Source organism: Micromonospora sp. WMMA1363 (assembly GCF_030345795.1).
Lineage (GTDB): Bacteria > Actinomycetota > Actinomycetes > Mycobacteriales > Micromonosporaceae > Micromonospora.
This window is the reverse complement of sequence record NZ_JAUALB010000001.1, coordinates 735,064-758,229: the sequence shown is the minus strand read 5'-3', so window position 1 is coordinate 758,229 and position 23,166 is coordinate 735,064. Positions and strand designations below refer to the sequence as shown.

Below are 23,166 nucleotides of genomic sequence, written 5' to 3'. Positions count from 1 at the left end.
GAGACGCTGGCGAACGCGGAGCGGCGCTCGATCCGGGCTCGGTAGCCGCCCGAGGCCGGCCGCCAACACGGCGGCCGGCCTCGGGCGTCGTTCACAGGTTCCGGCACTGCCCCGACGTCGGACCCTTCACCACGTTCGGCAAACCGTTGTCGGAGGGAGCGACGGTGTTCTGGGAACACGACAGCGGTCCGGCCACCGACCCCGCCGCGATCACCGGCGCCTCGTTGTGCGACAGGCTCACCGGCCCACCGATCGCGGTGCCCTCGACGCCCACCTCACCCGTCACGTGGGAAACCACCAACGGCCCGTCGATCCGGACCCCGCGCAGCACCACCGCGTCGGCCCCGTTGACGGACACCGGACCTGAGATGGTCGAGTCGACCGCGTACAGCGCGGCACCGGTTCGGACCTTCACCGGACCCTTGACGGTCGCCTCAGCAAGGCACGTCACTCCGGACTTCACCTCCAGCTGCCCCTTGACCTCGCCGCTCACCGTCTTCGTACACGCCGGTGTGGGCGTGGCGAGCAGCTCGACCTCGGCGAGGACCGGGCTGGAGTCGCCGCCGTCGAGCTCGAGCCGGTAGTGCAGGTACCGCCCTGGCCGGTCCACCATGAAGGACCGGGTCTGCAGCCGCCACGTGAACCGTTCGCCGTCCCGGCTGTCGATCGTGGTCCAGGTGTCACCGTCGTACGACCCCTGCAGGCTCCAGCGCTGTGGGTCGGTACCGCTGTCCGGCCCGGACGTGAGGGTGTAGTGCGTGACCTTCTCGGGCGCATCCTCGACCGTCCACTGCACCGGCGCGTCGACGGCCGCCCGGGTGGTGGAGGTGTCGTCGGACAGTGCCGCCGGACCGCCGGAGACCCTGGTGTCCGACAGCGGCCGGGCGGCCTCACCCGCCGGGGTGATCGAGGTTGGTAGGGCCTTCTCCCCGGTGCCCCAGGAGGATGGGCGGGAGCCCATCGTGAAGTCCAGCACCGCTCCCCCGGTCAACTCGTCGTGCGAGATCCAGGTCCGGTCGTGCCGCTTCCCGTTGACCTTCAGACTCTGCACGTACACGTTGCTGGCGCTGTTGTTCCGCGCGTTGACGACGATCTTCTTTCCGTTGTCCAACCGCACGGTGGCCTTCGTGAACAGCGGGGAGCCGATCACGTAGTTCTCGCTGCCCACCTGGAGCGGGTAGAGTCCCAGCGCGCCGAACAGGTACCAGGCCGAGGTCTCGCCGTTGTCCTCGTCCCCGGCGTATCCCTGACCGATCTCACTGCCGAGATACATGCGTGACAACACCTCCCGCACGATTTGCTGCGTCTTCGCCGGCTGGCCGGCATAGGTGTACATCCAGGGGATGTGGTGCGACACCTGGTTGCTGAAGCCCCACATACCCATGCGGACGTCCCTCGCCTCACGCATCTCGTGGATGACCCCGCCGTACGATCCGGGGAAGGTCCCGGTCTCCGGCGTGGCGAAGAACTCGTCCAGCTTCTCTGCCAGCGCCTCGCGGCCCCCGTACAGATTGGCGAGGCCCTGGCCGTCGTGCGGGACGTGGAAGGCGAAGTTCCACCCGTTGGTCTCGGTGTAGTCGTGGTGGTGCCCCCACACGTGCGGCTCGTAGGCCTCCGGTGTCGACTTCCACTGCCCGGACCGGTCGCGGCCCTGGAAGAACTCGATGTTCGGATCGAACATGTGCACGTAGTTCAGCGCCCGGCTGCGGAAGTACTTCTCCTCCTCCCGGTAGCGGGACCGCTCAGCTTCCGGGGTCGCCGGGTCGTCAGCGAGTTCGGCTGCCATGTTCGCGATGCCGAAGTCGTTGATGTAGCCCTCCAGCGCCCAGGACACGCCCTCGGAGACTGTCGACGGCGTGTACCCGCGGAAGATCGAGTCCTGCAGACCCTTCCGGCCGACGCTGCTGTTGTTGGGGTTGCCCGGCGGTACGACGGTGGCGTTGCGCACCGCTGCGTCGTACGCGGCGCGCACGTCGAAGTTGCGCACCCCCTTGACGTACGCGTCGGCGAATGACACGTCCGAGCTGGTGCCGGTCATCAGATTCGAGTAACCCGGAGCCGACCACCGCGACACCCACCCGCCGTCCTTGTACTGCTGGACGAACCCGTCGACGAGTTCGCCGGCGGTGTCGGAGCTGAACAACGTGTACGCCGGCCAGGTGGTGCGGTAGGTGTCCCAGAAGCCGTTGTTGACGTACACCTTGCCGTCCACGACGTCCGCACCGGTTTCGGTCGGGGTGGTTCCCGGTGGGATGGTGCCCGAGGTGGACGACTGCACCGCGTGTTTCCACACGGGAGCGCTGGCGGTTCCGACGTTCTCGTGGGCGGAGTTCGGGTAGAGGAACAGCCGGTAGAGATTGGAGTACAGCGTCACGAGTTGCTCTTCGCTGGCGCCTTCGACCTCGATGACCTTGAGCTTGTCGTCCCAGAGACGCTGGGCGCGGGCGCGAACGGCGTCGAAGGTGTCCCCGTCGGCGATCTCCAGCCCCAGGTTCTTCCGAGCCTGGTCAACGGAGATCAGCGAGGTCGCGATCCGCAGTGTCACCGACTTCGACGTCGAGGTGTCGAAGGCCAGGTAACCGGTCACGTTGCTGCCGCCGCCGCCGGTCAGCTTGCCGTGGGCGACGACGGGTCGGTCCACGCTGCCGTAGACGAACATGCGGGTCGCGCCGCCGCCCAGCCTGGCGTCGGAGAAGCCGGTGACGGTGCCGTCCCCGTTGACGGTCAGGCCGCCCTGGTTGTTGATGTTGTCAAAGATCAGGTTGCCCCGTTCCCCGGTGAAGGTGAACCGGAACATGGCGGCGTGGTCGGTGGGAGCGATCTCGGTCTTGAGCCCGTTGTCGAAGGTCACCCCGTAGTAGTGGGGTTTCGCCACCTCGTTGGCGTGGTCGAAGGACAACGCGCGGACGGACCGGCTGGCGTTCGGTTGCCCGGTCGCCGCGGACGGCATGACCTGGAAGGTCTGCCGGTCACCCATCCACGGGCTCGGCTCGTGGCTGGCGGTGAACGCCTGGATCGCCGGTCGGTTGTCGGCGTTGTTGTCGCGCTGGTACTGGTAGAGCCAGCTGGTCGAGCCGGCGTTGGTCATCGGCGTCCAGAAGTTGAAGCCGTGCGGTACCGCTGTCGCCGGGAAGGTGTTACCCCTGGAGAAGTCGGCGGTGGAGTTCGTGCCCCGGGTGGTCAGCGCGTAGTCGGAGAGACGGTCGTAGGTGGCCCGCTTCGGGTTCCCGGTCACCCGGATGTCGTCCACCCAGCCCTTGAACGAGCCGGTGCCTGTTGTGCTGTCGTAGGCGACCAGAATCCGGTCGATCCGCTTGCCGGCGGCCACCTTACCGATGGACGATCGCTTGAGGTTCCACTGATCGGCGTAGAGCGACTTGCTGGCGCCTTGCGCCTGTGGGCTGAGACCGAAGCCGTACTGGTCGACCGCGCCGAGGTCGCTGAGGTACGTCCCGTCGTCGAAGGCCAGGTCGACCGCGGCGTAGGTGCTCGGATAGTCGAGATCGCTCTGGGTCAGCTCCGGGAAGACCAGGTACGACAGTTCGCTGTGCGCCGTGACCGCGATGTCGACGTCGAAGACCTTGTTGTAGGCGTACCCACGTCCGTCGACGGTCTGTCCGCCTGAGTACCGCAGCGCGTGCCGCCCGCTCCAACCGGCGTTGGCCTTGGCGGTGGGGCTCCCACCCGGACCGTTGTCGACGAGGCTGTACATGGGTGCCGGCGGTTTGGGGGTGGTGTCACCGTCCGACAGCTGCAGTTCCGCCAGCTGGACGATGTCCGTTCCGTGGTTGGCCGTGACGTTCAGACGGTAGTGGAGGAACTCGGTGTCGTTGCTGAACCGGTACTCCTTGGTCTGGTACCGGTCGGTGAAGTCCTGACCGGTCCGGGTGTCGAGCGTGACCCAGGTCTGGCCATCGGTCGAGGCCTGCAGCGTCCAGTCCTTGGGGTCACGGTCCGGTACGTCGTTGGCGGAGGTGAGCGCGTAGTGCACCACGGCCACGGGTGTGTCGAGCCGGACCTGCACCCAGCCGGTGGATTCGAACACCAGCCACTTGGTGTTCTCGTCGCCGTCGACGACGCGCTGGACGGTTTCGTTCGGGGGGTTGTCGCCGTTGGCGGTGACCTCGATGATCTTGTCACTGATGTTGCCAGGGATACCGCCGGACTGCGGTCGTCCGGTGACGCCGGACATCTTGGGACGTCCGCCTGCATCCGTTTCCACGACGTTGGTCCACGTCAGCGGCGGGTCGTCGGTTTCGAACGAGGAGAAGAAGTCGGTGTCGGGCGTCGGCGCCGCCGCCGCCGGCAGCGCCGTGGCCGAAACCGCCAGGCCAACAGCGAGCGCGGTTGCGATCGCCACTCTGTGTCTGCCCACGTGAGGTCCTCCCGGGGGTCGGCCGAACGTGATGGGGGCCACGCTCGGATGGAGATTGCGCAAGCGTGTCGTGCGGGCGACAACGTTGTCAACATCAAGTACGGCAGGGGTGATCAATCGGGTGGCGCCCAGATCGACACTCGGGACAACGCGCTGGCGCCCACCGTGAGATCAACCAGCGCCTGCCCAGTCGCCCGAAACATGGTCGTTATTGTTTCGTTACCAGGGCAATATTGACGGGACCTCAGCGCGGGCAGGAGGGTGAGTGACCTCGAGACAACGATGTCATACCGACACAGCGGGAGGAAGCATGGGCAAGGTGCGAAGGGCAGCCGTCGCCGCGGTTGGGGCGCTCGCGCTGCTGTCGCCCGCCGCGTGCGGCGGCGCCGACAGCGGCGCCGACCAGAAGGACGTCGAGGTCTTCACCTGGTGGGCCGACGGAGGCGAGAAGGCCGGACTCGACGGACTGGTGGCCACCTTCGGCACCCAGTGCGGTGACTACTCGTTCGTCAACGGCGCCGTTGCCGGTGGCGCGGGGTCGAACGCCAAACAGGTGTTGGCGTCCCGGCTGCAGCAGGGCGACGCGCCGGACACCTTCCAGGCCCACGCGGGCGCCGAACTGTCGGACTACATCGCGGCCGGCCAGGTCGAGGATCTCAGCGGCCTGTACAAGGAGTGGGGCCTCAGCGAGGCGCTCCCGCCGGGCCTGATCGACAATCTGACCGTGGACGGCAAAATCTACTCTGTGCCGGCGAACATCCACCGGGCGAACGTGCTCTGGACGAACAAGACCCTCCTGAGCGAGGCCGGCGTCCCGGCGGAACCGACGACGATGGCGGACTTCTTCACCGCACTCGACGCGCTCAAGGCCAAGGGCGTCGGCACGCCCCTGGCGGTCGGCAAGGACTGGACCCAGCTGATGCTGCTCGAGGCCGTCCTGATCAGCGACCTCGGCGCGGAACAGTTCACCGGTCTGTGGAACGGTGACACCGACTGGAACAGCCCCGAGGTCACCAAAGGCATCGAGGACTACAAGCGGCTGCTCACCTACACCAACGCGGACCGGGACACGTTCGACTGGACCGACGCCGGGAAGCTCCTCAAGGACGGCAAGGCCGGCTTCTTCCTGATGGGTGACTGGGCCCCGGCCGACTTCGACGCCAAGGGATTCACCGACTACGGCTACGTCGCGTTCCCGGGTAACGGAGACACCTTCCAGTGGCTCGCCGACTCGTTCGTGCTTCCCAAGGACGCCAAGAACGCTGAGGGCACCAAGTGCTGGCTGAAGACCGTCGGCAGTGCCGAGGGACAGCAGGCGTTCAACATCAAGAAGGGCTCCATTCCCGCTCGTACCGACGTGACCGAGTCCGACTACCCCGTTTACCAGCAGTCCGCGATCAAGGCATGGAAGACCGCCAAGCAGGTGCCGTCGTGCGCCCACGGTGCCGCCTGCTCGCAGGGCTTCGGCGAGGCGGCGAACTCCGCGATCGGCAAGTTCTCCAGCGACCAGGACGTGGCGGGGTTGCAGAAGGCAATGGCCGCCGCCGCCGCTCAGTTCGGCAAGAACTAGAAACGAACCGCCGGCCCCGGTAGCCGCACGGCCGTGGTGTGACCCACCCGACCGTGCGGTTACCGGCCTCGTCGACGTACCGGCCCGCCCGCACCCGCACAGGAATCTGCCATGCATACTCGCGTCAGACGATGGGGACCCGGCCTGTTGCTGATCTCCCCCTCGCTACTCCTGCTTGGAGTGTTCGTCTACGGCCTCATCGGCTGGACGATCAAGGTCTCGATGTCGGACCGGCACACCGCCGCGGAGTCGGACGGGTTCGTCGGGCTCGACAACTACGCCAACCTGTTCACCGATGACATCAACGGCCGCTTCCTGCACTCGTTGCGGAACCTGCTGATCTTCACCGTCGTGTTCCTGCTCGGCACGATGCTGCTCGGCCTGCTCTGGGCATTCCTGCTGGAACGCGGGGTCCGGGCGGAAGGCGTCTTCCGGACCGTCTACCTGTTTCCCATGGCCGTCTCGTTCGTCGCCTCCGGAGTGGTCTGGCGATGGCTGATGAACTCGGCCCAGGGCGACGACGCCGGCGGGCTGAACGCCATCTTCGCGCAGCTCCACCTCGACTTCCTGCAGAATCCCTGGTGGACCGATCCGGAATGGGGCATGGCCGCGATGGCGGTGCCGGCGATCTGGCAGCTCTCCGGCTACGTCATGGCACTGTTCCTCGCCGGGTTCCGGGGCATCCCCGCCGAGCTGCGCGAGGCCGCCGCAGTCGACGGCGTCAGCACCTTCCAGCTCTACCGACACGTCATCTTCCCGCAACTGACACCGGTGGCGTTGTCTGCGTTGATCATCGTCGGACACATGTCGATGAAGATGTTCGACCTGATCATGTCAGTCTCCGGCGCCCAGTGGCTGACCGAGGTACCGGCCGTCTACGTCTGGCAAACCCTGTTGACCAGCGACTACGCCAAGGCCTCGGCGGTCTCGGTGATCCTGTTGCTGCTGGTTGCCGTGGTCATCGTGCCGTACCTGGTGCATACGATGAGAACGGAGCGACGTTCGTGACCGGCACCACCATCCAGCGCACACCTCCACCGACCGTCGCGTCGCCGTCCCGGGTGCGCCGCCCAAGCCCCACCGCCGGAGCTACGATCGCCCGGACCATCCGGTACGCGCTGTTGCTGTTCTTCCTGCTCATCGTGCTGTTGCCGGCGTACGTCCTCGTCGTGACCAGCTTCAAGTCAGGTTCCGACATCGGGGTGAGCGGGCAGTGGAACCTGCCCGATCGCTGGACCACCGACTCCTGGGCGAAGGCGTGGGCATCCCTGGGCCCGTCGTTCGTCCGGACGTTCCAGCTCGCCATACCGGTCGCGCTCATCTCCTCCCTGATCGGTGCGGCCAACGGACTCGTACTGTCCCGATGGCGGTTCCCCGGCGCGGACATCGTCTTCACGCTGATCCTGTTCGGAATGTTCATCCCCTACCAGGCCGTGATGATTCCGCTGCGGGAGGTCGTCACCACCCTCGGAGTCCCGCCGGGCATCCCCACGCTGATCTTCGTGCACTGCATCTACGGCATCCCGATCTGCACGCTCATCTTCCGCAACTACTACGCCACAACCGTGCCGGTGGAGCTGATCGAGGCCGCCTGGGTCGACGGCGCGGGTCTCCTCCGCACCTTTTGGTCGATCATCCTGCCGGTGTCGATTCCGGGCTTCGTGGTAGCCGTGATCTGGCAGTTCACCTCCGCGTGGAACGACTACCTGTTCGCCATCTTCCTGTCCAACACGCGCAACGGGCCGATCACGATCGCGCTGAACGCACTCGCGGGCGCCCAATCACCCGACTACGCCGCCTCGATGGCCGGAGCGCTGATCACCTCGCTGCCGACGCTGGTGGTGTACGTGCTACTGGGCCGCTGGTTCATCGGTGGCCTCATGGCGGGCTCGGTGAAAAGCTGACATGGCCGAACAGCTCCCCACCCGACGACCGGTGTCGACCCGTCCGGGCGAGCACACCCCCCACCAACTGTTCCTCACCGGGCAGGGCGACGCGCTGCTCCGGGCCGCCCGCGCCTCGATCCGGCCCGAGGGAGGATTCTGGTGGTTGACCGACAGCGGCGAGCCCGACCCACGCGAGCCGCTCCACACGTGGATCGCCTGTCGGATGACCCATGTATTCGCCCTCGCCCAGCTCAGACAGGTCCCGGGCACCGCCGACGCGGTCGATCACGGCGTCGCCACGCTGCGCGGCTCGCTGCGCGACGAGCGGCATGGCGGCTGGTTCGGGGCGGTGGACCTGCGCGGCGAACCGGTCACCGACCGGAAGTCCGCGTACGAGCACGCCTTCGTGCTGCTGGCCGCGAGCAGCGCGACCCGCGCCGGCCGACCGGGTGCCGAGCACCTGCTGGACGAGGTTCTCAACGTGGTGAACGACCGGTTCTGGGACGAGACCGTCGGGCGCACCCGCGAATCCTGGAACCGGGACTGGTCCGAGTCAGAGCCCTACCGGGGCGCGAACAGCAGCATGCACATGGTTGAGGCGTTCCTGGCCGCCGGCGACGTCACCGGGGACCGCCGCTGGGCGCAACGCGCCCTGACGATCTGCGCCCACCTGGTGCACGACGTGGCCGCCCGTCACGACTGGCGGCTGCCGGAACACTTCACCTCCGCCTGGGAACCCCGGTTGGACTACAACCTGGACCGCCCTGCGGACCCCTTCCGGCCATACGGGTCCACGGTCGGCCACTGGTTGGAGTGGTCTCGACTGCTGCTTCACCTCGAGACCGCTCTCACGGCACCGCCCCACTGGCTGCTCGACGACGCCCGTGCGCTGTTCGCCGCCGCGGTCGCCCGAGGCTGGGCGGCCGACGGGGCGGACGGGTTCGTCTACACCCTTGACTGGGCGGACCGGCCGGTCGTCCGGTCCCGGATGCACTGGGTCCTGGCCGAGGCGATCGGGGCCGCGGCCACGCTGTGGCGTCGCACCGGCGACGAGTTCTACGAGCACTGGTACCACGTCTTCTGGGACTACGCGGTCCGCCACCTGATCGACAAGGCCACCGGACACTGGCGTCACGAACTGGACGAGGCCAACCGGCCGTCGAGCATGGTCTGGCACGGCCGGCCCGACTTCTACCACGCATACCAGGCCGTGCTCCTGTCCCAGTCACCGATCGCGCCGAGCCTCGCGGGTCTCTATGACCCCGTGCCAGCGAATCCCGAGGAGGTGAACCGGTGATCGCGGTCATCGGTGAGGCACTTGTCGACCTGGTCGCCGAGGACAGGGTGGGTGGCTATCGCGCCGTACCAGGCGGCTCGCCGGCCAACGTCGCACTGGCCCTGGCCCGGCTGGAGCAGCCGGTCCGTCTGCTCGCCCGGCTCAGCGGCGACGGTTTCGGCCAGCGGATCGGGGCCCACCTGCGGGACAACGGGGTCGACCTGGCCTGGGCGGTGTCCGCTGACGAGCCGACCTCGCTGGCGGTCGCCACGCTCGACGACTCCGGTCAGGCCAGCTACCAGTGCTACCTGAACGGCACCGCCGACTGGCAGTGGACCGCGTCGGAACTACCGAACCTGGCCGCCGCACCGGTCACCGCCCTGCACTCTGGCTCACTGGCACTCGCCCTCCCACCCGGCGCGACGGTCCTGGAAGACCTCTTCGCCCGGGAAAGACGACGCGGTGCGCTCACCCTGTCGATCGATCTCAATCTGCGCCCGTCCATCGTCGCCGATCGCGACGGTGAGCGGCAGCGGGTCGAGCGGCAGGTACGGTCCGCTCATATCGTCAAGGCGAGCGAGGAGGACCTCGGCTGGCTCTACCCGGGCCGCGCTGTTGAGGAGGTCATGGCCGACTGGCGTGCGGCGGGAGCGGCCTGTTCGGTGGTGACGCTGGGCGCCGTGGGTAGTTGCCTGCTCGCGCCGGACGGCCGGTTGTACCGGCAGCCAGCCAGGCGGGTCGACGTGGTCGACACCGTCGGGGCCGGCGACGCGTTCACCGGGGGCCTACTCGCAGCCCTCGCCGACGTCGGAGCGCTGGGGGACCGACCCGGCGCCCGCCTCACGGCCGTCGCCCCGGAGCAGTGGCGACAGGTCCTCGACCTGGCCAGCACCGTTGCCGCGCTCACCTGCGCCCGGCGGGGCGCCGATCCGCCAACGCTCGCCCACGCCGCCGCAGCGATGAGCGACGAACCGACCACTCACTGATCCGGACCGGCTGGCCACGGGGGCACCCGGCCCGGATCAGTGAGTTCCCGCGAACCGAGAGCCCACCGGTCAGGGCGGTGCCCCGGGGTTCCCGCCGCTGTTGCCGACAGACCAAGCCGGTCGCGCTTCCGGATCGATTCACGACTGCTCGTCAACACAGGCCGCGCTGGACCAGATGTGTCGGCAGGACCGTGGTCGAGGGCCATGATCGGTCTCCGTCGATGCGTTGGAACAACCGCTCCGTCGCGACCCGCGCCAGTTCGCGTTGGTCGTAGGCGATGACGGTCAGCGGTCGGGGCATGAGGTGGGACAGTTCGAAATCGTCGAACCCGACCAACGCCGCATCGCTTCCCCGGCGATGGAGCTCCTGGAGCGCACCAAGCGTGATGCGATTGTTGGTGCAGAAGAACGCGGTGGGCTGGTCGGTCAGCTCGAACATATCCGCCACCGCCCGGCTGGCATGTTCGGGACCCTCTATTCCGTCCCGCACCAGCTTTTCGTCGTAGGGAACACCGGCGCCGGCCAACTCGGCCTGCGCACCGGCCAATCGCTCACGCATCGTGTACACGCTCAACGAACCCAGCAGTATGCCGATCCGTCGGTGCCCGGCCGCAAGCAGTGAGCGGATTCCGGCGCGGCTTCCGCCCTGGTTGTCCAGAAGGACCACGTCGGCGAGCAACTGTTCGGGCGGCCGGTCCAGAAAGACCACTGGCATGCCCATTTCCACCTCCCGTCGGAGGAAGGAATGGTCCATGCCGGCGGGAACCACGAGCAAGCCGTCCACCCGGCGCTGCGCCATCTCCAACAACAGTGCGTGTTCCCGATCCGGATCCTCCTCCGAGGATGCCGTGATCAGCAGCGTCTGGTGGGTCGCCGCGATCTCCGCCGCGACACCGGCGATCATCGCGTAAAAGGGGTTGGCGATCTCCTCGATGAGCAGGCCGATCGTCGCACTGACTCGTCGAGACCGGAGGTTGCGGGCGATGTCGTTGCGACGGAAACCCAACTCGGAGATGGCGTTGAGCACCCGACCGACCAGTTCCGGGCCCACCGCTGGTTCGTTGTTGACCACTCGGGAGACGGTCTTGAGGCTTACGCCGGCGCGTCGGGCGACGTCCACCATCGTGGGCCGCCGAGGCGGGGTGGGCCTAGCCGAATGATGCAGCATACGCCGTCCTTGTCGGCCTCGTGTCGCCCAATCGGCGGGGCTGGACCGAAAGTGCGTTCGTGAGCGTCTGAACCCCGACTCTCCCTGCGGCGTCGTAGCTGACCGCCGCGAATGTCGGCAGCATGGACTTTGTCCACTGTAACAGCACTTCTACGGGCCGCCAAACTGGTCATCATCACGGTTGGTAACCGATTGTCACGCCACGAGTATGTACACCCGCGGATATCCGGGGACTGTACAAATAACGGCCCTGTCTCACTTTCGGTGGTGACGGTGGGTGCTGTTATCCGAGGAGGATGCGGTGGCGGAGCAGGGTGAAGCCTGCTCGTCCGTGCATTTGACGTGCGATTCGTTTGGTCTTGGTGTTGACGCCTTCGGTGGGGCCGTTGCTGTAGGGGAGCGTGAGCGCGGCGTTCACGGCGTCGCGGTCGCGTTCCAGGCCTCGGGTGAAGGCGTGCAGATGAGGTAGATCGACCGTGCGAACCTGCAGGATCCAGTGCGAGAGCCGGTCGGTGTTTGCGGGTTGAGGCGTCAGGAGCTCGGCGAAGCGTCCGACAGCGGCGGCGAGTTGGGTCATCTCTGGGCAGGCTGCGGTGAGCCGTGCCAGTAGATCTCGGCGCTCGGGTTTGAGGTTGTCGGGTCTGGTGAGGATCATCCGGGCGAGGCGGCGTGGGGAGATGTGGCTGTGGTCGGCGTCCGCGCGGCCTTGGTTGATGTACTTGTGCAGGAGGTTGAGGCAGCCGGTGAAGCCGAGGGTCTTGATCTCGTCGAAGAGGTGCTTGACGCCGACGCTGGGGTCCTCGGCTCGACGTTTGCGTAGGTGTTCGCGGTAGGGGTCGACGAGGCTGGCACGGTATTTGGGGACGCGGAGCATCCGCTCGGGCCGGTCGGCTCGCGCGTAGCGCTTGACGGTGTTCAGGGTCAACTGCAGACGGCGGGCGCACTCCAGCAGGCCCACGCCTTGGTCGAGCAGGTCATGGACCTGGTGCCAGCGTTGCTGGGTCGTCTGCGCGCGGGGGCCGTCGTAGATGGGTGCGTCCAGGACGGGGGCCCAGCAGGTACTGTGCGCCTTCACCTCGCTGAGGGCGGCTTCACAGAGGTTGTGCCACAGGTGCCACCGGTCTGCGACCTGCACCGCGTCGGGCAGGGCGCGGCGAATGGCCTCGGCGTAGGTCGCCGAGCCGTCGCGGCATACGACCTCGACGCCGGGATGTGCGCGTAACCACGCTTCGAGGGTGTCGGCGGTGCGGTCGGGTAGCACGTCGATCCGCTCATGGGTCTCGGCGTCGATCACCACGGTGGCGTAGCGGTGCCGCCGGCGTAGAGCGAAATCGTCAACGCCGATCACCCGAGGCGTCCGCTCATTGGGCAGCGGGATGCACAGCAGGGCGCGTAGGGCCGTGTGACGGGACAGGCCCATGGCGAGTATCGCCAGCAGACGCGACCCTGCCCGGCCCGCTAACCTCAGTCTTTCGCTAACTGTTGATCAAGGCCCTGTTTGCATTTGTTGATCTTCATTTGGTGATCGATCGGGGTATGGGCACGGCGAGGACCCGACGCGGTGGCCGGGTTCCTCCATGGGGGTACTCGTCGGGGCGTGGGGTTGGGGTTCAGGTGACGGGCTGGGGCAGCACGGCCAGCCGGTCGAACGCGGTGACGAGCTGGTCGGCCCAGGGCCAGCCTTCGGCGATGCGCAGCTTCGTGCGGCGGGCCGAGCGGGTGATGCGGGCGGCGACGTGCAGCAGTCGGTAGCGCAGTGTCTTGGGTTCGGCGGTGGCGAGGTCGCCGTCGAGCAGCAGGTGTTGGGTCCAGGCAAGCAGGTCGATGGCGCACAAGGCGAGTTCCAGCCAGGCGGCGTTGATGGCGAACACCCGGGATGGGAAGCGGCCGAACCCGGTGTCCTTGCCCGTGCGGATGCGGTCCTCGACGCGGGCGTGAGCGCGGTGGCGGGCCTCCAGATGCTGGATGGATCCGTTGCCGGGGCCGGTGTCGGTGGCCATCACCTGGTGGCGGAAGCCTTCGATGGTGTCGAACAGCGACAGTTGTGCGCCGGGGTGCGGGCGTTCCCGGCGCACGATGAACCGGGTGCCGTCGGGGTAGTTGGCCCGCAGGTCGGCCGGTAGTAGGCCGGTGATCTCGCATACCTGGGCGCCGTCGCGTGGCTGGCCGTCGGCGTTCAGGGCCGGTACCCACTGCTCGGGGTGCCCCGCAGCCTGCTTGATCGCGTCGCGGATCGCCTCCCCGATGGCCACCCCGACGGAGAAGAACGTGTTCATACCGTGCTCACGCAACGACCGGATATGGCGCAGGAACCCGTACGTGCAGCCGGCCGAATCCGAGCGGACGAGGATGTCGGTGCCGTACCGGTGGACGTCGGGGATCTGCGCCAGGGCGTCGTCGAGAACGCTGATGTGATCGGCGGTGGTGTTCGACCCCGCCCGCCCGGCGCGCAGCAGCCCGGACAACGCCTCCCGGGTGTTGTCCAGGAAGCAGAACAACGGGTGATATCCGAAGGTCTTCTTCCACGTCTTGGACGCCTGCTCCTTCTCCGAGTGGCAGATCACGATCGAGGCGTCCAGATCCAGCACCAGCCCAGACACCGGCGCACCAGCCGCCATCGACACCGGCAGCCCGTCGCGGGTCTCGGCCGACTGCGCCCACGCCAACTCCCGCGCGGCAGCGCGGGCCATCCGCAGCCTGGCCAGAACAGCATCATCCACACCAGACAGCACCCGCCACGCGGTAGGATCCGAGGCGACCGCGCCGAACAGCCCCGCTTGGTCCCGCAGCACCGCCAGATCGCTGATCGCCTCACCACCGTCGGCGATCATCACCGCGAGGTCCACGGCGACCCGACCCGGGTCATGCCCGCCCTGCCGCTGCCGCAGCCTGGCCAGGGCCTCGCTGAACCCGCCGGTCAACCCGGTTACGTCCGCGATGTCGGCCAGCAAACGGGCACCCGCGTGGCCGACCACGCCACGTCCATCGCTACTGACGATGATCTTCGGTCGTGTTCCGGTACTCTTCACCTGACAGGTGCCTTCCCTCGGGATAGATGAGACCCTCAGCAAGTCCTATCTTCCCAGGTCAGAAGGCACCTTTCCTTTCATGATCCACGATGTGGACCGCCCTTAACGAAGGGCCCAGGCTAACTCCTTGACGACGGCTTTGACCTGCCTGTTCAAACGGGCTGTGCGGCGCTGGTATCGCTCCAGCACCCCGGGAACCTGTTCACGGAAGGTGTGGCGGCAGCCGCGCGTGGGGCACACCAGACGCCGCACCCGCACACGGACCACCACCCGGCGCCCGTCGACCGGAACGTCGGCGACCGTCCGCCAGTGATAGCCGTGCACCCGTCCGGACGAGGCCCCGCACCTCGGGCAGACCGCAGTGTCACGCGGCGTCCGGGCCCGCACCACGATCCGCTCACCCTCGTCGGTCACGTCCTCGATGACCAGCGGGGACAGCCCCGAGAACACCGTCTGTACAAGTCTGTTGACATCCTCCACATAGGAACAACGACACCCGCCACCCTCCGTCACCACCGAAAGTGAGACAGGGCCCAAATAACGGCTGATCGACCGATCAAGGGAGAGACGCCAGATGACGACCGAGACCACCGTGGGACAGCCGGCCGTGGAGCCGGTGGGTGCGGTCACGGATGAGCAGTTGATCGCGATGCTGGTCGATCGGGCTCGTGGTGACGGGTTGAAGCTGACCGGCGAGGGTGGGCTGCTGCAGCAGCTGACGAAGCGGGTCCTCGAGTCGGCGTTGGATGGGGAGATCACCGACCACGTCGGCTACGACAAGCACGACCCGGCGGGTCGGGGTAGCGGGAACACCCGTAACGGCAGCCGGACCAAGACGGTGCTCACCGACGTCGGGCCGGTCGAGGTGCGGGTCCCACGCGACGCCGCCGGGACGTTCGAGCCGCAGATCGTGCGTAAGCGGCAGCGGCGTCTGACCGGCGTCGACGACATGGTCCTGTCGCTGTCGGCCAAGGGCCTGACCCACGGCGAGATCGCCGCGCACCTGGCTGAGGTCTACGGCGCTGAGGTGTCGAAGCAGACCATCTCCACGATCACCGACAAGGTCATGGACGGCATGGCCGAGTGGCAGAACCGGCCCCTGGACCGGGTCTACCCGGTCGTGTTCATCGACGCCATCAACGTCAAGATCAGGGACGGTCAGGTCGCGAACCGGCCGATCTACCTCGCGATGGCGGTCACCGTCGACGGCCACCGCGACATCCTCGGTATCTGGGCCGGTGACGGCGGCGAGGGCGCCAAGTACTGGCTGCACGTGCTCACCGAGTTGAAGAACCGCGGCGTGGCCGACGTGCTGATGCTGGTCTGTGACGGGCTCAAGGGACTGCCGGAGACGGTGGAGACGGTGTGGCCGCGCACGATCGTGCAGACGTGTGTGGTGCACCTGCTGCGCAACTCGTTCCGCTACGCCGCCCGGCAGGACTGGGACAAGATCGCCAAAGCGCTGCGGCCGGTCTACACCGCGGCGACCGAGGACGCCGCCACCGAGCGGTTCCTCGAGTTCGCCGAGGCGTGGGGCCGTAAGTATCCGGCGATCGTGAAGCTGTGGGAGAACGCGTGGGCGGAGTTCGTGCCGTTCCTCGCCTTCGACGTGGAGATCCGCAAGGTCATCTGCTCCACGAACGCGATCGAGTCCGTCAACGCCCGTATCCGCAGGGCCGTGCGAGCTCGTGGCCACTTCCCGAACGAGCAGGCCGCACTCAAGTGCGTCTACATGGCCTTGATGAGCCTCGACCCGACCGGAGCCGGCCGCCGACGCTGGACCATGCGCTGGAAAGCACCACTGAACGCCTTCCAGATCGCCTTCGAAGGCCGGCTCACCCCGGCCAACAACTGACCACCTCAACAACCAAGATCAGCCGTTAACTTGACACTCCCGCCTACGGCGAGCGTCGTGGTGCCTACCAATTCCAGCGGAGCCCAGGTAACACAGCAGGGAGACGGGCGCGGCTGGTGGCGGCGACCCCGCCTCGGCGATCCGGTCGCCAACGGGGTCCAGGTAGACAGAGAGTCGACGTGGTGATGACAGCGCCTGGGTGACGACCAGCCGGCAGACCACCGACGGCGGCGGCACACCTTGGCTGCTCGGAGGCGAGGAGCGGCCACGCTGCCGATCCCGGAACGCCGGTACCCACCACAAGCGATTGCCTTTCAGCAGCGAGTAGGCCGTGGGTAAGCCGATGGAGATCCGGCAGCCAGCCAGTTCGCCGGCCGCTGGTCACCGGCGGGCGCGGGCCTGATCCTGCTCCCAGTCGCGGGTCAGGCCCGCCGCCTCCCGCCGTCCGCGTGGGTCGGGGTAGTACGGCGTGTCGCTCCAGCCGATCACTACCTCGATGTCGGCGTCCGGCCGCAACTGGTGTTCCTCCAGCTCCACCTCGGCCGTCGGGACCGTCGGGGTGCGCATCCGCACGATCGAGCTGGGCAGCCGCAGTGCCAGCACCGCGCTGGCGCCAGGGTCGATCCGGCCGATGGCGGGGAGCCGTCCCACCGCCCCCGGGATCAGCTCGCGACCCTCGTCGGTCAGTCGCACGACGAACCGGTCGGTGTCGAAGACGATCCCCCGTACCTCCGAGATGTAGTGCAGGACGCGCTCTGGGTTGCGGTTGTGGAGCCGCACGCCGAGTTCGACCGTGTCGCCGCGGCGCCTAACCCAGTCGATGTCGATCTCCAGGCGTGGCCGGTCACGGCGCCCGCCCTGGCCAGGCCCGTCTCTCTTGCTCATCTCGCTCCCTCAAGGCACTCGGTGACGGCGGTGCGTACAGCGGTTGTCGAGCCGTACTCGGCTGCGAGCCGGTGCAGGAAGTGACGCCGCGCGCCGCCGTCCCGCAGCATGGTGCCGGTCAACATCTCCAGCTCGGCCCTGGCGGTGGGTAGATCCATGCTGCCCCAGCATGGATCTACCGGCAGTCGACCGGCCCAGTCGACGATCATCGTGGTAAGTCGCCGCCCCAACTGCGGTGACTGTTCACCGGCCAGCGCGTCGGGCAACAGGCGGTGGTACGAGCGCACCGGCTCGATCAGCGCCCACCGGATGTGCGGGTCGGGCAGCGCATGCCCGACCAGCAGCGACGCCACCCGTTGCTCGGTCGGGCTCAGCTCGGCCGGGTCGCCGCCGCGAACTATCTTCTCGACCCTCTCACCCACCGCCTGGGTGGCCTGGATCTGCTCGGCGGTTCCGAGCCCGTCGAGGTAGCGTCGGCCCAGCTCGACCGGGTCGACGCCGTCGACGGCGTAGTCGTGGGTCAGTTGCAGCATCCGGATCAGCGGCCGGACGAAACCGTCCAGGGTTACCGCCCGTAGCTGCAGGTCCGCCGCCATGCTGGTGACCACCTGCGGGCTGAAGGCATAGTAGGCGTGGTGTAGGGCCTCGAAGAAGGCGAAGCCCGACTCACTGCGACGCAGGAATCCGTCACGCAGCGACCGCAGCGCCGCGACCTCGGCGGAGAGTGGGGAGCCCGAGGTGACCGACGCGACGATGCAGCAGGAACCGCCACCCCCGCCACCGCAACTGGTCCCGCAGTGGATGTTCGGATCCCGCAGCACCACCGGGTCACCGAGCAGGGTGGCCAGTTGTGTACGCATGTCGTTCTCATCGGTGATCGCCGTGTTTTCCTCTGGTGAGGCTGGATCGCAGGTGGCGGTCAGCTCCAACAGGCTGTCGGTGACGATGCGTAGGGCATGTGACAGCTCGTGGTACGTCATCACCGACACGGGCAGTCGCAGGTCCAGCGTTCCACCGGTGCCCTCCCGGGCCAGGCAGTAGCCGTTGCCGTTGTTGTCGCTGGTGTCGTAGATGACCAGACAGGAGGTGGTGCCGTTGAGCGTCGACCCGGGCATGCCCGACCCGGCCGGAGACAGGGCCGTGCCGCCCCTGTTGGTGATCAGAGTGCCATCGTTGAGGGTGAAGTTGCCGCCCACCGCGAGCACGATGATGTCCACGCCGGCCGGGTTGATTCCGAAGTCGGTGTTTACCAACGTGTCCAGTCGGGTTGGCGGGATCCCAGGGTCGGTCCGGGTGTAGATGACCTCCTGGAGGTTCCCGGTGGTCGCGCCCAGCCCGAAGCCGGTATCGAGGTTCGCGATCACCAGCAGGTGCACCGCGGCCAGGTCGGGCTGGATGGTGCCGGCACCGGCCCCGATCGCGTCATTCTGGATGAAGACCGTCACCGCGTCCTCCCTATCGTGGTCAGCCCTCGGGCTTGGGGAGCGCGGCCGGCTTCCAGTCCTGCCCCTTGGGCTGGTACGGCTTGTGCTGGCGGACCGGGCACGGCTCCGGGCAGGGCTCGGGTTCGACGGGCTGCGGTGGGCAACACTCAGCCAACGTGTCCTTGACCTGTCGCAAGCGGTCGTAGTCGCCGGCGGCGGCCGGCATGCCACGTTCCACGATGCCCTCCATGCGTCGCACAGCCTCGTTGGTGTCCTGGCTGACCCGGAGCTCCATGGTGAGTTTGCGGGTGATTCCGCAGAGCAGCTCGTTGGCGTTCTGCAGTAGACAGATAACGGTGTCGTTCTGCTCGCTGTGATGGCGCAGCTCGGCCAGTGACGCCTTTTCCAGTTCCCAGATCGCGAGCAGGCCGCCGGCGATATTCGCCATTCCTGCCTGCATGTGCACATCAAGGTTGGACACCGAGTTGTTGAGGTTGATTACCCCGTCTCTGACCTGTGCGGTCACGGCCGTGTTGACGATCAACTCGTCAAGTTTGGCGTTGATCTGGTCGGCGACATCCTGCAGTGACGGCACGGCGACCTCCTAGGTGATGCCGGTTCACATTTTTGGCGGGGCGCCCGAATCTCACTGTAAGATCCCGGAAGATCAACAAGAAGAGTTTACAACTGACAAATCAACGTCTCATTCGTAACAGTGCACCGATGGAGTCGTTCAACCTGGCCAGCCGGGTCAACCCTGGCCACCCCGAGCGCCGTCTGAGCGGTGCTCGCAAACGGCTTCGGCGATGCGCGCTTGAAGCAGACGACCACCACCAGGTAATTCCTCCGACAACGTGAACGTGAACGGTAAGTCGCATTAGCGCTCCGCGACCCGGAACGCAAACCGACCGCCGTCGCCACCTGCGGACTCGTCGTCTCGCCACGCGAAGGCCAGAACAGCATCCCCGTCTACGGCAGGCCGTTCCCCGAGAAAGCCGCCTACCGCGACACCGGCGTATACCCCCAGCCACTCGTTCCCCTGCAATACCTCATCACCGCGGGACAGCGCTACGCGATGGACCCCACCCGCGTACCCACCGACTACTACGCCACGGCATTCGGCAGCACCGGCACCGTCGTCACGGGACGCATCCGCTACCACCAGATCTGGTTCAACCACCGCCAGGCTTTCGTCCGCGCCACGGACGTCACCATCACCGACACCTGCCGACGAGACGCATGACAGATCACCCGAAATGATGAGATCGCCGGAGAAGGAATTCCTTCCCCGGCGATCCGTCCACCGCTTGAAGATCAAGCCTCGATCCGCGGCCACGCCGACTCGCAGCGCGCCTGGTGACCACGCCATGGTCTCCAAGGACGCGGTGAGACGGCACAGACCGGCAGGCACAGTCGGAACGCGAGGGCGCCACCACAAACGCCGGGACGACCCGCCGCGACCGGCCCCGGCAGAAGGTGGTGGCCTGCCGGACTTATGGCATATCGCGGGATAGGATGCCCGAGATCCGGCACTCTGCGACGGGCACGGCGCTCGCGCGCAAGCACCCGGCGACGCCCTGGTCGACCTGTTGCCGGACGCCGGTCCGACGTCCACCGCCGCCCCGTTCGTCAGGGCGTCCGGTCACCAATACGGCGTGTCGCCCACAGGCGTGGACGGCGGACCTGTTGGAACTCGCGACAGCGACCTCAAAGGACGACACATTGAGCCTGGATGACTCCGACGAAACGGCGGCCGCCAAGACCCGGTCCGCGTCGGGACCGCGGCGACGCTGGTACCACTGGCTCGCCATCGGCGTCGCCGCGTCTGCTCTGATCCTGGGCGGCGGTTCCCTACTCGCGGCGAAGTTGGCAAGCGACCACTACGAGGGAATGGTCGCCCGGGAGGACATCCTGCAAGGCGTGCCCACCGCGTCCAAGCAGGGTAGCCGACGGGAGCCGCTCAACTTCCTCATCCTCGGCACCGACTCCCGTGTCGACCAGCCCGCGCCAGCCGACGCTCGGGGATCGCGATCGGACACAATTATGATCGCCCACGTCAGTGGCGACCGCAAGAACGCGTTCGTCGTCTCCATCCCCCGGGACAGCTATGTCGACGTACCTGCGGGCGGAAACTGGAAAGGCGGGAAAAACAAGATCAATGCTGCGATGTCATTCGGCGGCGCCAACCTCGCCGCGAAAACGGTTTACCAACTGACGAAAATACCACTCAACGGCGCCGTGATCGTCAATCTGAACGGGGTACAGGAACTGGTCCGCACAGTTGGCGGCGTACGGGTCTGCATACCCTACACCGTGCATTCCGGCAGCGGCAGGACCTGGAACGAAGGATGTCACGACCTCGACGCGGTCGAAGCCGGAGAGTTCGTACGGCAGCGCAAGGGCACCCCCGGTGGCGATCTGGGCCGGATCAAGAACCAGCAGCACGTCATCCTCGGCGTGCTGACGAAGATGAACCAGGGCTCGATGCTCACCGACCCGGCCAAACTCAACACACTGCTGACCACGGCCGCCAGATCACTGACCGTCGATGATGGACTGGACCTCACCGACCTGGCGCTGGAGCTGCGCAACATCGATGTCAACGACATCAAGTTCGCCACCACACCGATCCTCGGAACGATGCGAACCGACGCCGGATCGTCCGTCGCGCTCGATCCCGGAGGGGTCGATGAACTCGCCGCCGCGATCAGGGCCGACCGGACGGACGAGTGGCTTGCCGCACATCCGCAACCCGAGGTGGCGACACTTTGACCCCGGTCGTCGGAGCGGACTCGGCCGGATCGCCAGTGCCGCCGTCACGCACGGACCGGGCGGTCCACGAAACCCGCCGATGTCAGTGCCGTGAGACCCCGCGTCGGTACGGACCGACGGGCGCCACCATCTCCTCGACGCGGTTGAGTACACCGGGACGGTGAGCTCCCCCGGCAGCCGCGTCGGATTCGTTCGGCGCCGGGAGGGGAAGCCGGCGGTGATCTCCGCGTCGGTGGGCAGACAGGCGGGTCAGGGCGGCCGGGGCAGCCCATCGCCGTCCAAGCGGACACCGATGTGGACACCGACGACTGTGGTGTCTCCCGAGCACCTTGTACCGTCGTCCGTCCGGAGCCGTGACGACGATGGTCAGCTTGACGGACGCGAGCGGATCATGTGGTGTTCGCCGCCGGCCAGCCGCCGCAGCATCGCGCCGGCGATCCGATTCGCCTGCACCTTTGGCCAGCTCGGCCTTCGGGCCGGCGTGCCGGTCGTCCACGGTGCCGCACCACAGCTCGAGCCAGCGGCGGAAGTGCCGCTCGGTCAGTGGTTCCCGACGGTTCAGCTCCACGTGCGGGCGCAAAGGGTTGCGCTGGTACGTACCGGAGCGGAACAGCACGGTCTCCCAGAAGTCGCACATGATCGGCAGGTGGGTCGCCAGGTCCATCCGGGCGACATCGAGGAAGACCGGGCCGAGCAGGTCGTCCGCGAACGCCCGGGTGTAGAAGTCGGTGACCAACGCGGTGATGTCGGCGCGGCCGGTGATGTCGGGCAGGCCGTCTACAATTTCCACGATCAGCATCGTATAAAATAGTGCCGTGAGCGAAGACGTGAGCTTCCACGCACTCGCCGTGCCGAGCAGGCGGCACATTCTCGACGCGCTCCGCGCCGGCGACGGCCCGCTGGGCGTCAAGGAACTCGCCGCGGCCACCGAACTGCACCCGAACACGGTCCGCTTCCACCTCGACGTCCTGGCCGACGCCGGTCTCCTCACCCGGGAGCGCACAGCGCCGGATGGCCGAGGACGCCCCCAGATCCGCTACCGCGCGGTGACGCCACCGGCGCCACCCACGGGATACCAGTTCCTCAGCGAGGTGCTCGCCGCTCAGCTCGACCGTGGCAGGGCCGGCGACCTCGCCGAGCAGGCCGGCCGGTCCTGGCTGCGGAGCGTCGGCCGGCCGGCGCCGCCGCCACCCGGAGCCGACACCGTCGAGGTCGCCACCACGAGAGCCATCGCCGTCTTCAGCGAGTTGGGTTTCCAACCGTCGCGGGACGCCGGCGTGATCAATCTGTCCGCATGCCCGTTCCAGGACGTCGCTCGGCGGCACCCTGACGTGGTGTGCGGTATGCACCGCGGGCTGCTCCGGGAGGTCGTGGAGACCGTGACGCCGCACATCGCCACCGATCTGGTGCCGTTCGCGCGCCCGGGCGTGTGTGTCGCCCGGCTCACCGCCGTCGACAAGGAGATGCCCCGATGACCAGATTCCGGGACCTCGTTCAAGTGGCCGTGCCGTTCCTGTGGCTGGGGATGGTGCTGTCCATCTCACTGATCGAGGCTCCGCTGAAGTTCCGGGCCCCGGGTGTCACCCTGCCGATCGGGTTGGGCATCGGACGGCTCGTCTTCCGCGCTCTCAACGCGGCGGAGATCGTCCTACTGGCCGGGCTGACGGTGGCGGCGTTCGGAACCGTCGTCGGCGCTGGACGGTGGATGGGAATCGGCGCACTCTGGCTGATTCTGCTCACCCAGGCCGCCGTCCTGCGCCCGCTGCTGGATCGACGCGCCCAGATGATCATCGATGGACTCCAGCCGCCCCCTTCGTCGCTGCACCTGTGGTACGTAGCACTGGAGGTCGTCAAGATTCTCGTTCTGCTGGTTCTCGGCTGGGCGCTGGCCGAGCGGCTGCTGCGCTGACCCCCGAGCGTCGGCGGCGTCAGCATCTCAG

At 67.3% G+C, this 23,166-nt stretch carries 17 protein-coding genes and 2 pseudogenes; 10 read left to right on the top strand and 9 right to left on the bottom strand.

Annotation, left to right across the window (positions count from 1 at the left end; translation table 11 throughout):
- Positions 1-91: 91 nt before the first annotated feature.
- Positions 92-4,360: a GH92 family glycosyl hydrolase gene (locus QTQ03_RS03500; RefSeq protein WP_289280652.1), complete on the bottom strand. Its 4,269-nt coding sequence runs from the start codon at positions 4,358-4,360 to the stop codon at positions 92-94.
- Positions 4,361-4,694: 334 nt separating this feature from the next.
- On the opposite strand from QTQ03_RS03500, the gene QTQ03_RS03495 reads away from it, so the two are divergent.
- From QTQ03_RS03495 to QTQ03_RS03475, 5 genes are all read left to right on the top strand, one after another.
- Positions 4,695-5,945, top strand: coding sequence for an ABC transporter substrate-binding protein (locus QTQ03_RS03495; RefSeq protein WP_289280651.1), 1,251 nt, complete (start codon positions 4,695-4,697; stop codon positions 5,943-5,945).
- A 111-nt stretch (positions 5,946-6,056) separates the two neighbouring features.
- On the top strand, positions 6,057-6,953 hold the full coding sequence (locus QTQ03_RS03490; protein WP_289276692.1) for a carbohydrate ABC transporter permease: 897 nt from the start codon (positions 6,057-6,059) through the stop codon (positions 6,951-6,953).
- On the top strand, positions 6,950-7,849 hold the full coding sequence (locus QTQ03_RS03485) for a carbohydrate ABC transporter permease (protein WP_289276691.1): 900 nt from the start codon (positions 6,950-6,952) through the stop codon (positions 7,847-7,849). The genes QTQ03_RS03490 and QTQ03_RS03485 overlap by 4 nt, the downstream gene beginning before the upstream one ends.
- A 1-nt stretch (position 7,850) precedes the next feature.
- Complete coding sequence (locus tag QTQ03_RS03480) at positions 7,851-9,128, top strand: AGE family epimerase/isomerase (RefSeq protein WP_289276690.1); 1,278 nt, start codon at positions 7,851-7,853, stop codon at positions 9,126-9,128.
- Complete coding sequence (locus tag QTQ03_RS03475; RefSeq protein WP_289276689.1) at positions 9,125-10,093, top strand: carbohydrate kinase family protein; 969 nt, start codon at positions 9,125-9,127, stop codon at positions 10,091-10,093. The genes QTQ03_RS03480 and QTQ03_RS03475 overlap by 4 nt, the downstream gene beginning before the upstream one ends.
- Before the next feature lie 151 nt (positions 10,094-10,244).
- Here the strand turns inward: QTQ03_RS03475 and QTQ03_RS03470 are convergent, their stop codons facing one another.
- The 4 genes and pseudogenes from QTQ03_RS03470 to QTQ03_RS03455 form a co-directional block, all read right to left on the bottom strand.
- Complete coding sequence (locus QTQ03_RS03470; RefSeq protein ID WP_289276688.1) at positions 10,245-11,261, bottom strand: LacI family DNA-binding transcriptional regulator; 1,017 nt, start codon at positions 11,259-11,261, stop codon at positions 10,245-10,247.
- Between the two features lie 283 nt (positions 11,262-11,544).
- Positions 11,545-12,723, bottom strand: a pseudogene (locus tag QTQ03_RS03465) (ISL3 family transposase); the annotation flags it as partial.
- A gap of 148 nt (positions 12,724-12,871) precedes the next feature.
- Positions 12,872-14,290 (bottom strand): IS1380 family transposase, encoded by a 1,419-nt coding sequence (locus tag QTQ03_RS03460; RefSeq protein ID WP_502889681.1) that lies wholly within the window; start codon positions 14,288-14,290, stop codon positions 12,872-12,874.
- A gap of 117 nt (positions 14,291-14,407) precedes the next feature.
- Positions 14,408-14,770 (bottom strand): annotated as a pseudogene (locus QTQ03_RS03455) (transposase family protein); the annotation flags it as partial.
- Positions 14,771-14,939: 169 nt separating this feature from the next.
- Between QTQ03_RS03455 and QTQ03_RS03450 the strand changes: the two are divergent.
- On the top strand, positions 14,940-16,145 hold the full coding sequence (locus tag QTQ03_RS03450; RefSeq protein WP_289280611.1) for an IS256 family transposase: 1,206 nt from the start codon (positions 14,940-14,942) through the stop codon (positions 16,143-16,145).
- Positions 16,146-16,526: 381 nt separating this feature from the next.
- On the opposite strand, the gene QTQ03_RS03445 is transcribed toward QTQ03_RS03450, so the two are convergent.
- Genes QTQ03_RS03445 through QTQ03_RS03435 form a run of 3 tightly spaced genes read right to left on the bottom strand, consistent with a single transcriptional unit; the run spans position 16,527 to position 19,049 of the window.
- A complete protein-coding gene (locus QTQ03_RS03445) occupies positions 16,527-17,030 on the bottom strand; it encodes a hypothetical protein (RefSeq protein ID WP_289276687.1) in 504 nt (167 codons plus the stop codon).
- Positions 17,027-18,475 carry a hypothetical protein gene (locus QTQ03_RS03440; protein WP_289276686.1) on the bottom strand — a complete coding sequence of 483 codons (1,449 nt, stop codon included), beginning with the start codon at positions 18,473-18,475 and terminating at the stop codon, positions 17,027-17,029. The genes QTQ03_RS03445 and QTQ03_RS03440 overlap by 4 nt, the downstream gene beginning before the upstream one ends.
- A 19-nt stretch (positions 18,476-18,494) precedes the next feature.
- Positions 18,495-19,049: a hypothetical protein gene (locus QTQ03_RS03435; protein ID WP_289276685.1), complete on the bottom strand. Its 555-nt coding sequence runs from the start codon at positions 19,047-19,049 to the stop codon at positions 18,495-18,497.
- Between the two features lie 480 nt (positions 19,050-19,529).
- On the opposite strand from QTQ03_RS03435, the gene QTQ03_RS03430 reads away from it, so the two are divergent.
- Positions 19,530-19,697 carry a hypothetical protein gene (locus QTQ03_RS03430; RefSeq protein WP_289276684.1) on the top strand — a complete coding sequence of 56 codons (168 nt, stop codon included), beginning with the start codon at positions 19,530-19,532 and terminating at the stop codon, positions 19,695-19,697.
- Positions 19,698-19,969: 272 nt separating this feature from the next.
- A complete protein-coding gene (locus QTQ03_RS03425; RefSeq protein ID WP_289276683.1) occupies positions 19,970-21,226 on the top strand; it encodes an LCP family protein in 1,257 nt (418 codons plus the stop codon).
- 82 nt (positions 21,227-21,308) lie between these two features.
- On the opposite strand, the gene QTQ03_RS03420 is transcribed toward QTQ03_RS03425, so the two are convergent.
- Positions 21,309-22,016, bottom strand: coding sequence for a group III truncated hemoglobin (locus QTQ03_RS03420; protein WP_289276682.1), 708 nt, complete (start codon positions 22,014-22,016; stop codon positions 21,309-21,311).
- Between the two features lie 25 nt (positions 22,017-22,041).
- Here QTQ03_RS03420 and QTQ03_RS03415 point away from each other — a divergent pair, with 25 nt between their 5' ends.
- Both QTQ03_RS03415 and QTQ03_RS03410 read left to right on the top strand, forming a co-directional pair.
- On the top strand, positions 22,042-22,701 hold the full coding sequence (locus QTQ03_RS03415) for a helix-turn-helix transcriptional regulator (RefSeq protein WP_289276681.1): 660 nt from the start codon (positions 22,042-22,044) through the stop codon (positions 22,699-22,701).
- Positions 22,698-23,135, top strand: a complete 438-nt coding sequence (locus QTQ03_RS03410) for a hypothetical protein (protein WP_289276680.1) — start codon at positions 22,698-22,700, stop codon at positions 23,133-23,135. Before QTQ03_RS03415 ends, QTQ03_RS03410 begins: the two co-directional genes overlap by 4 nt.
- The last annotated feature ends 31 nt before the right edge of the window (positions 23,136-23,166 follow it).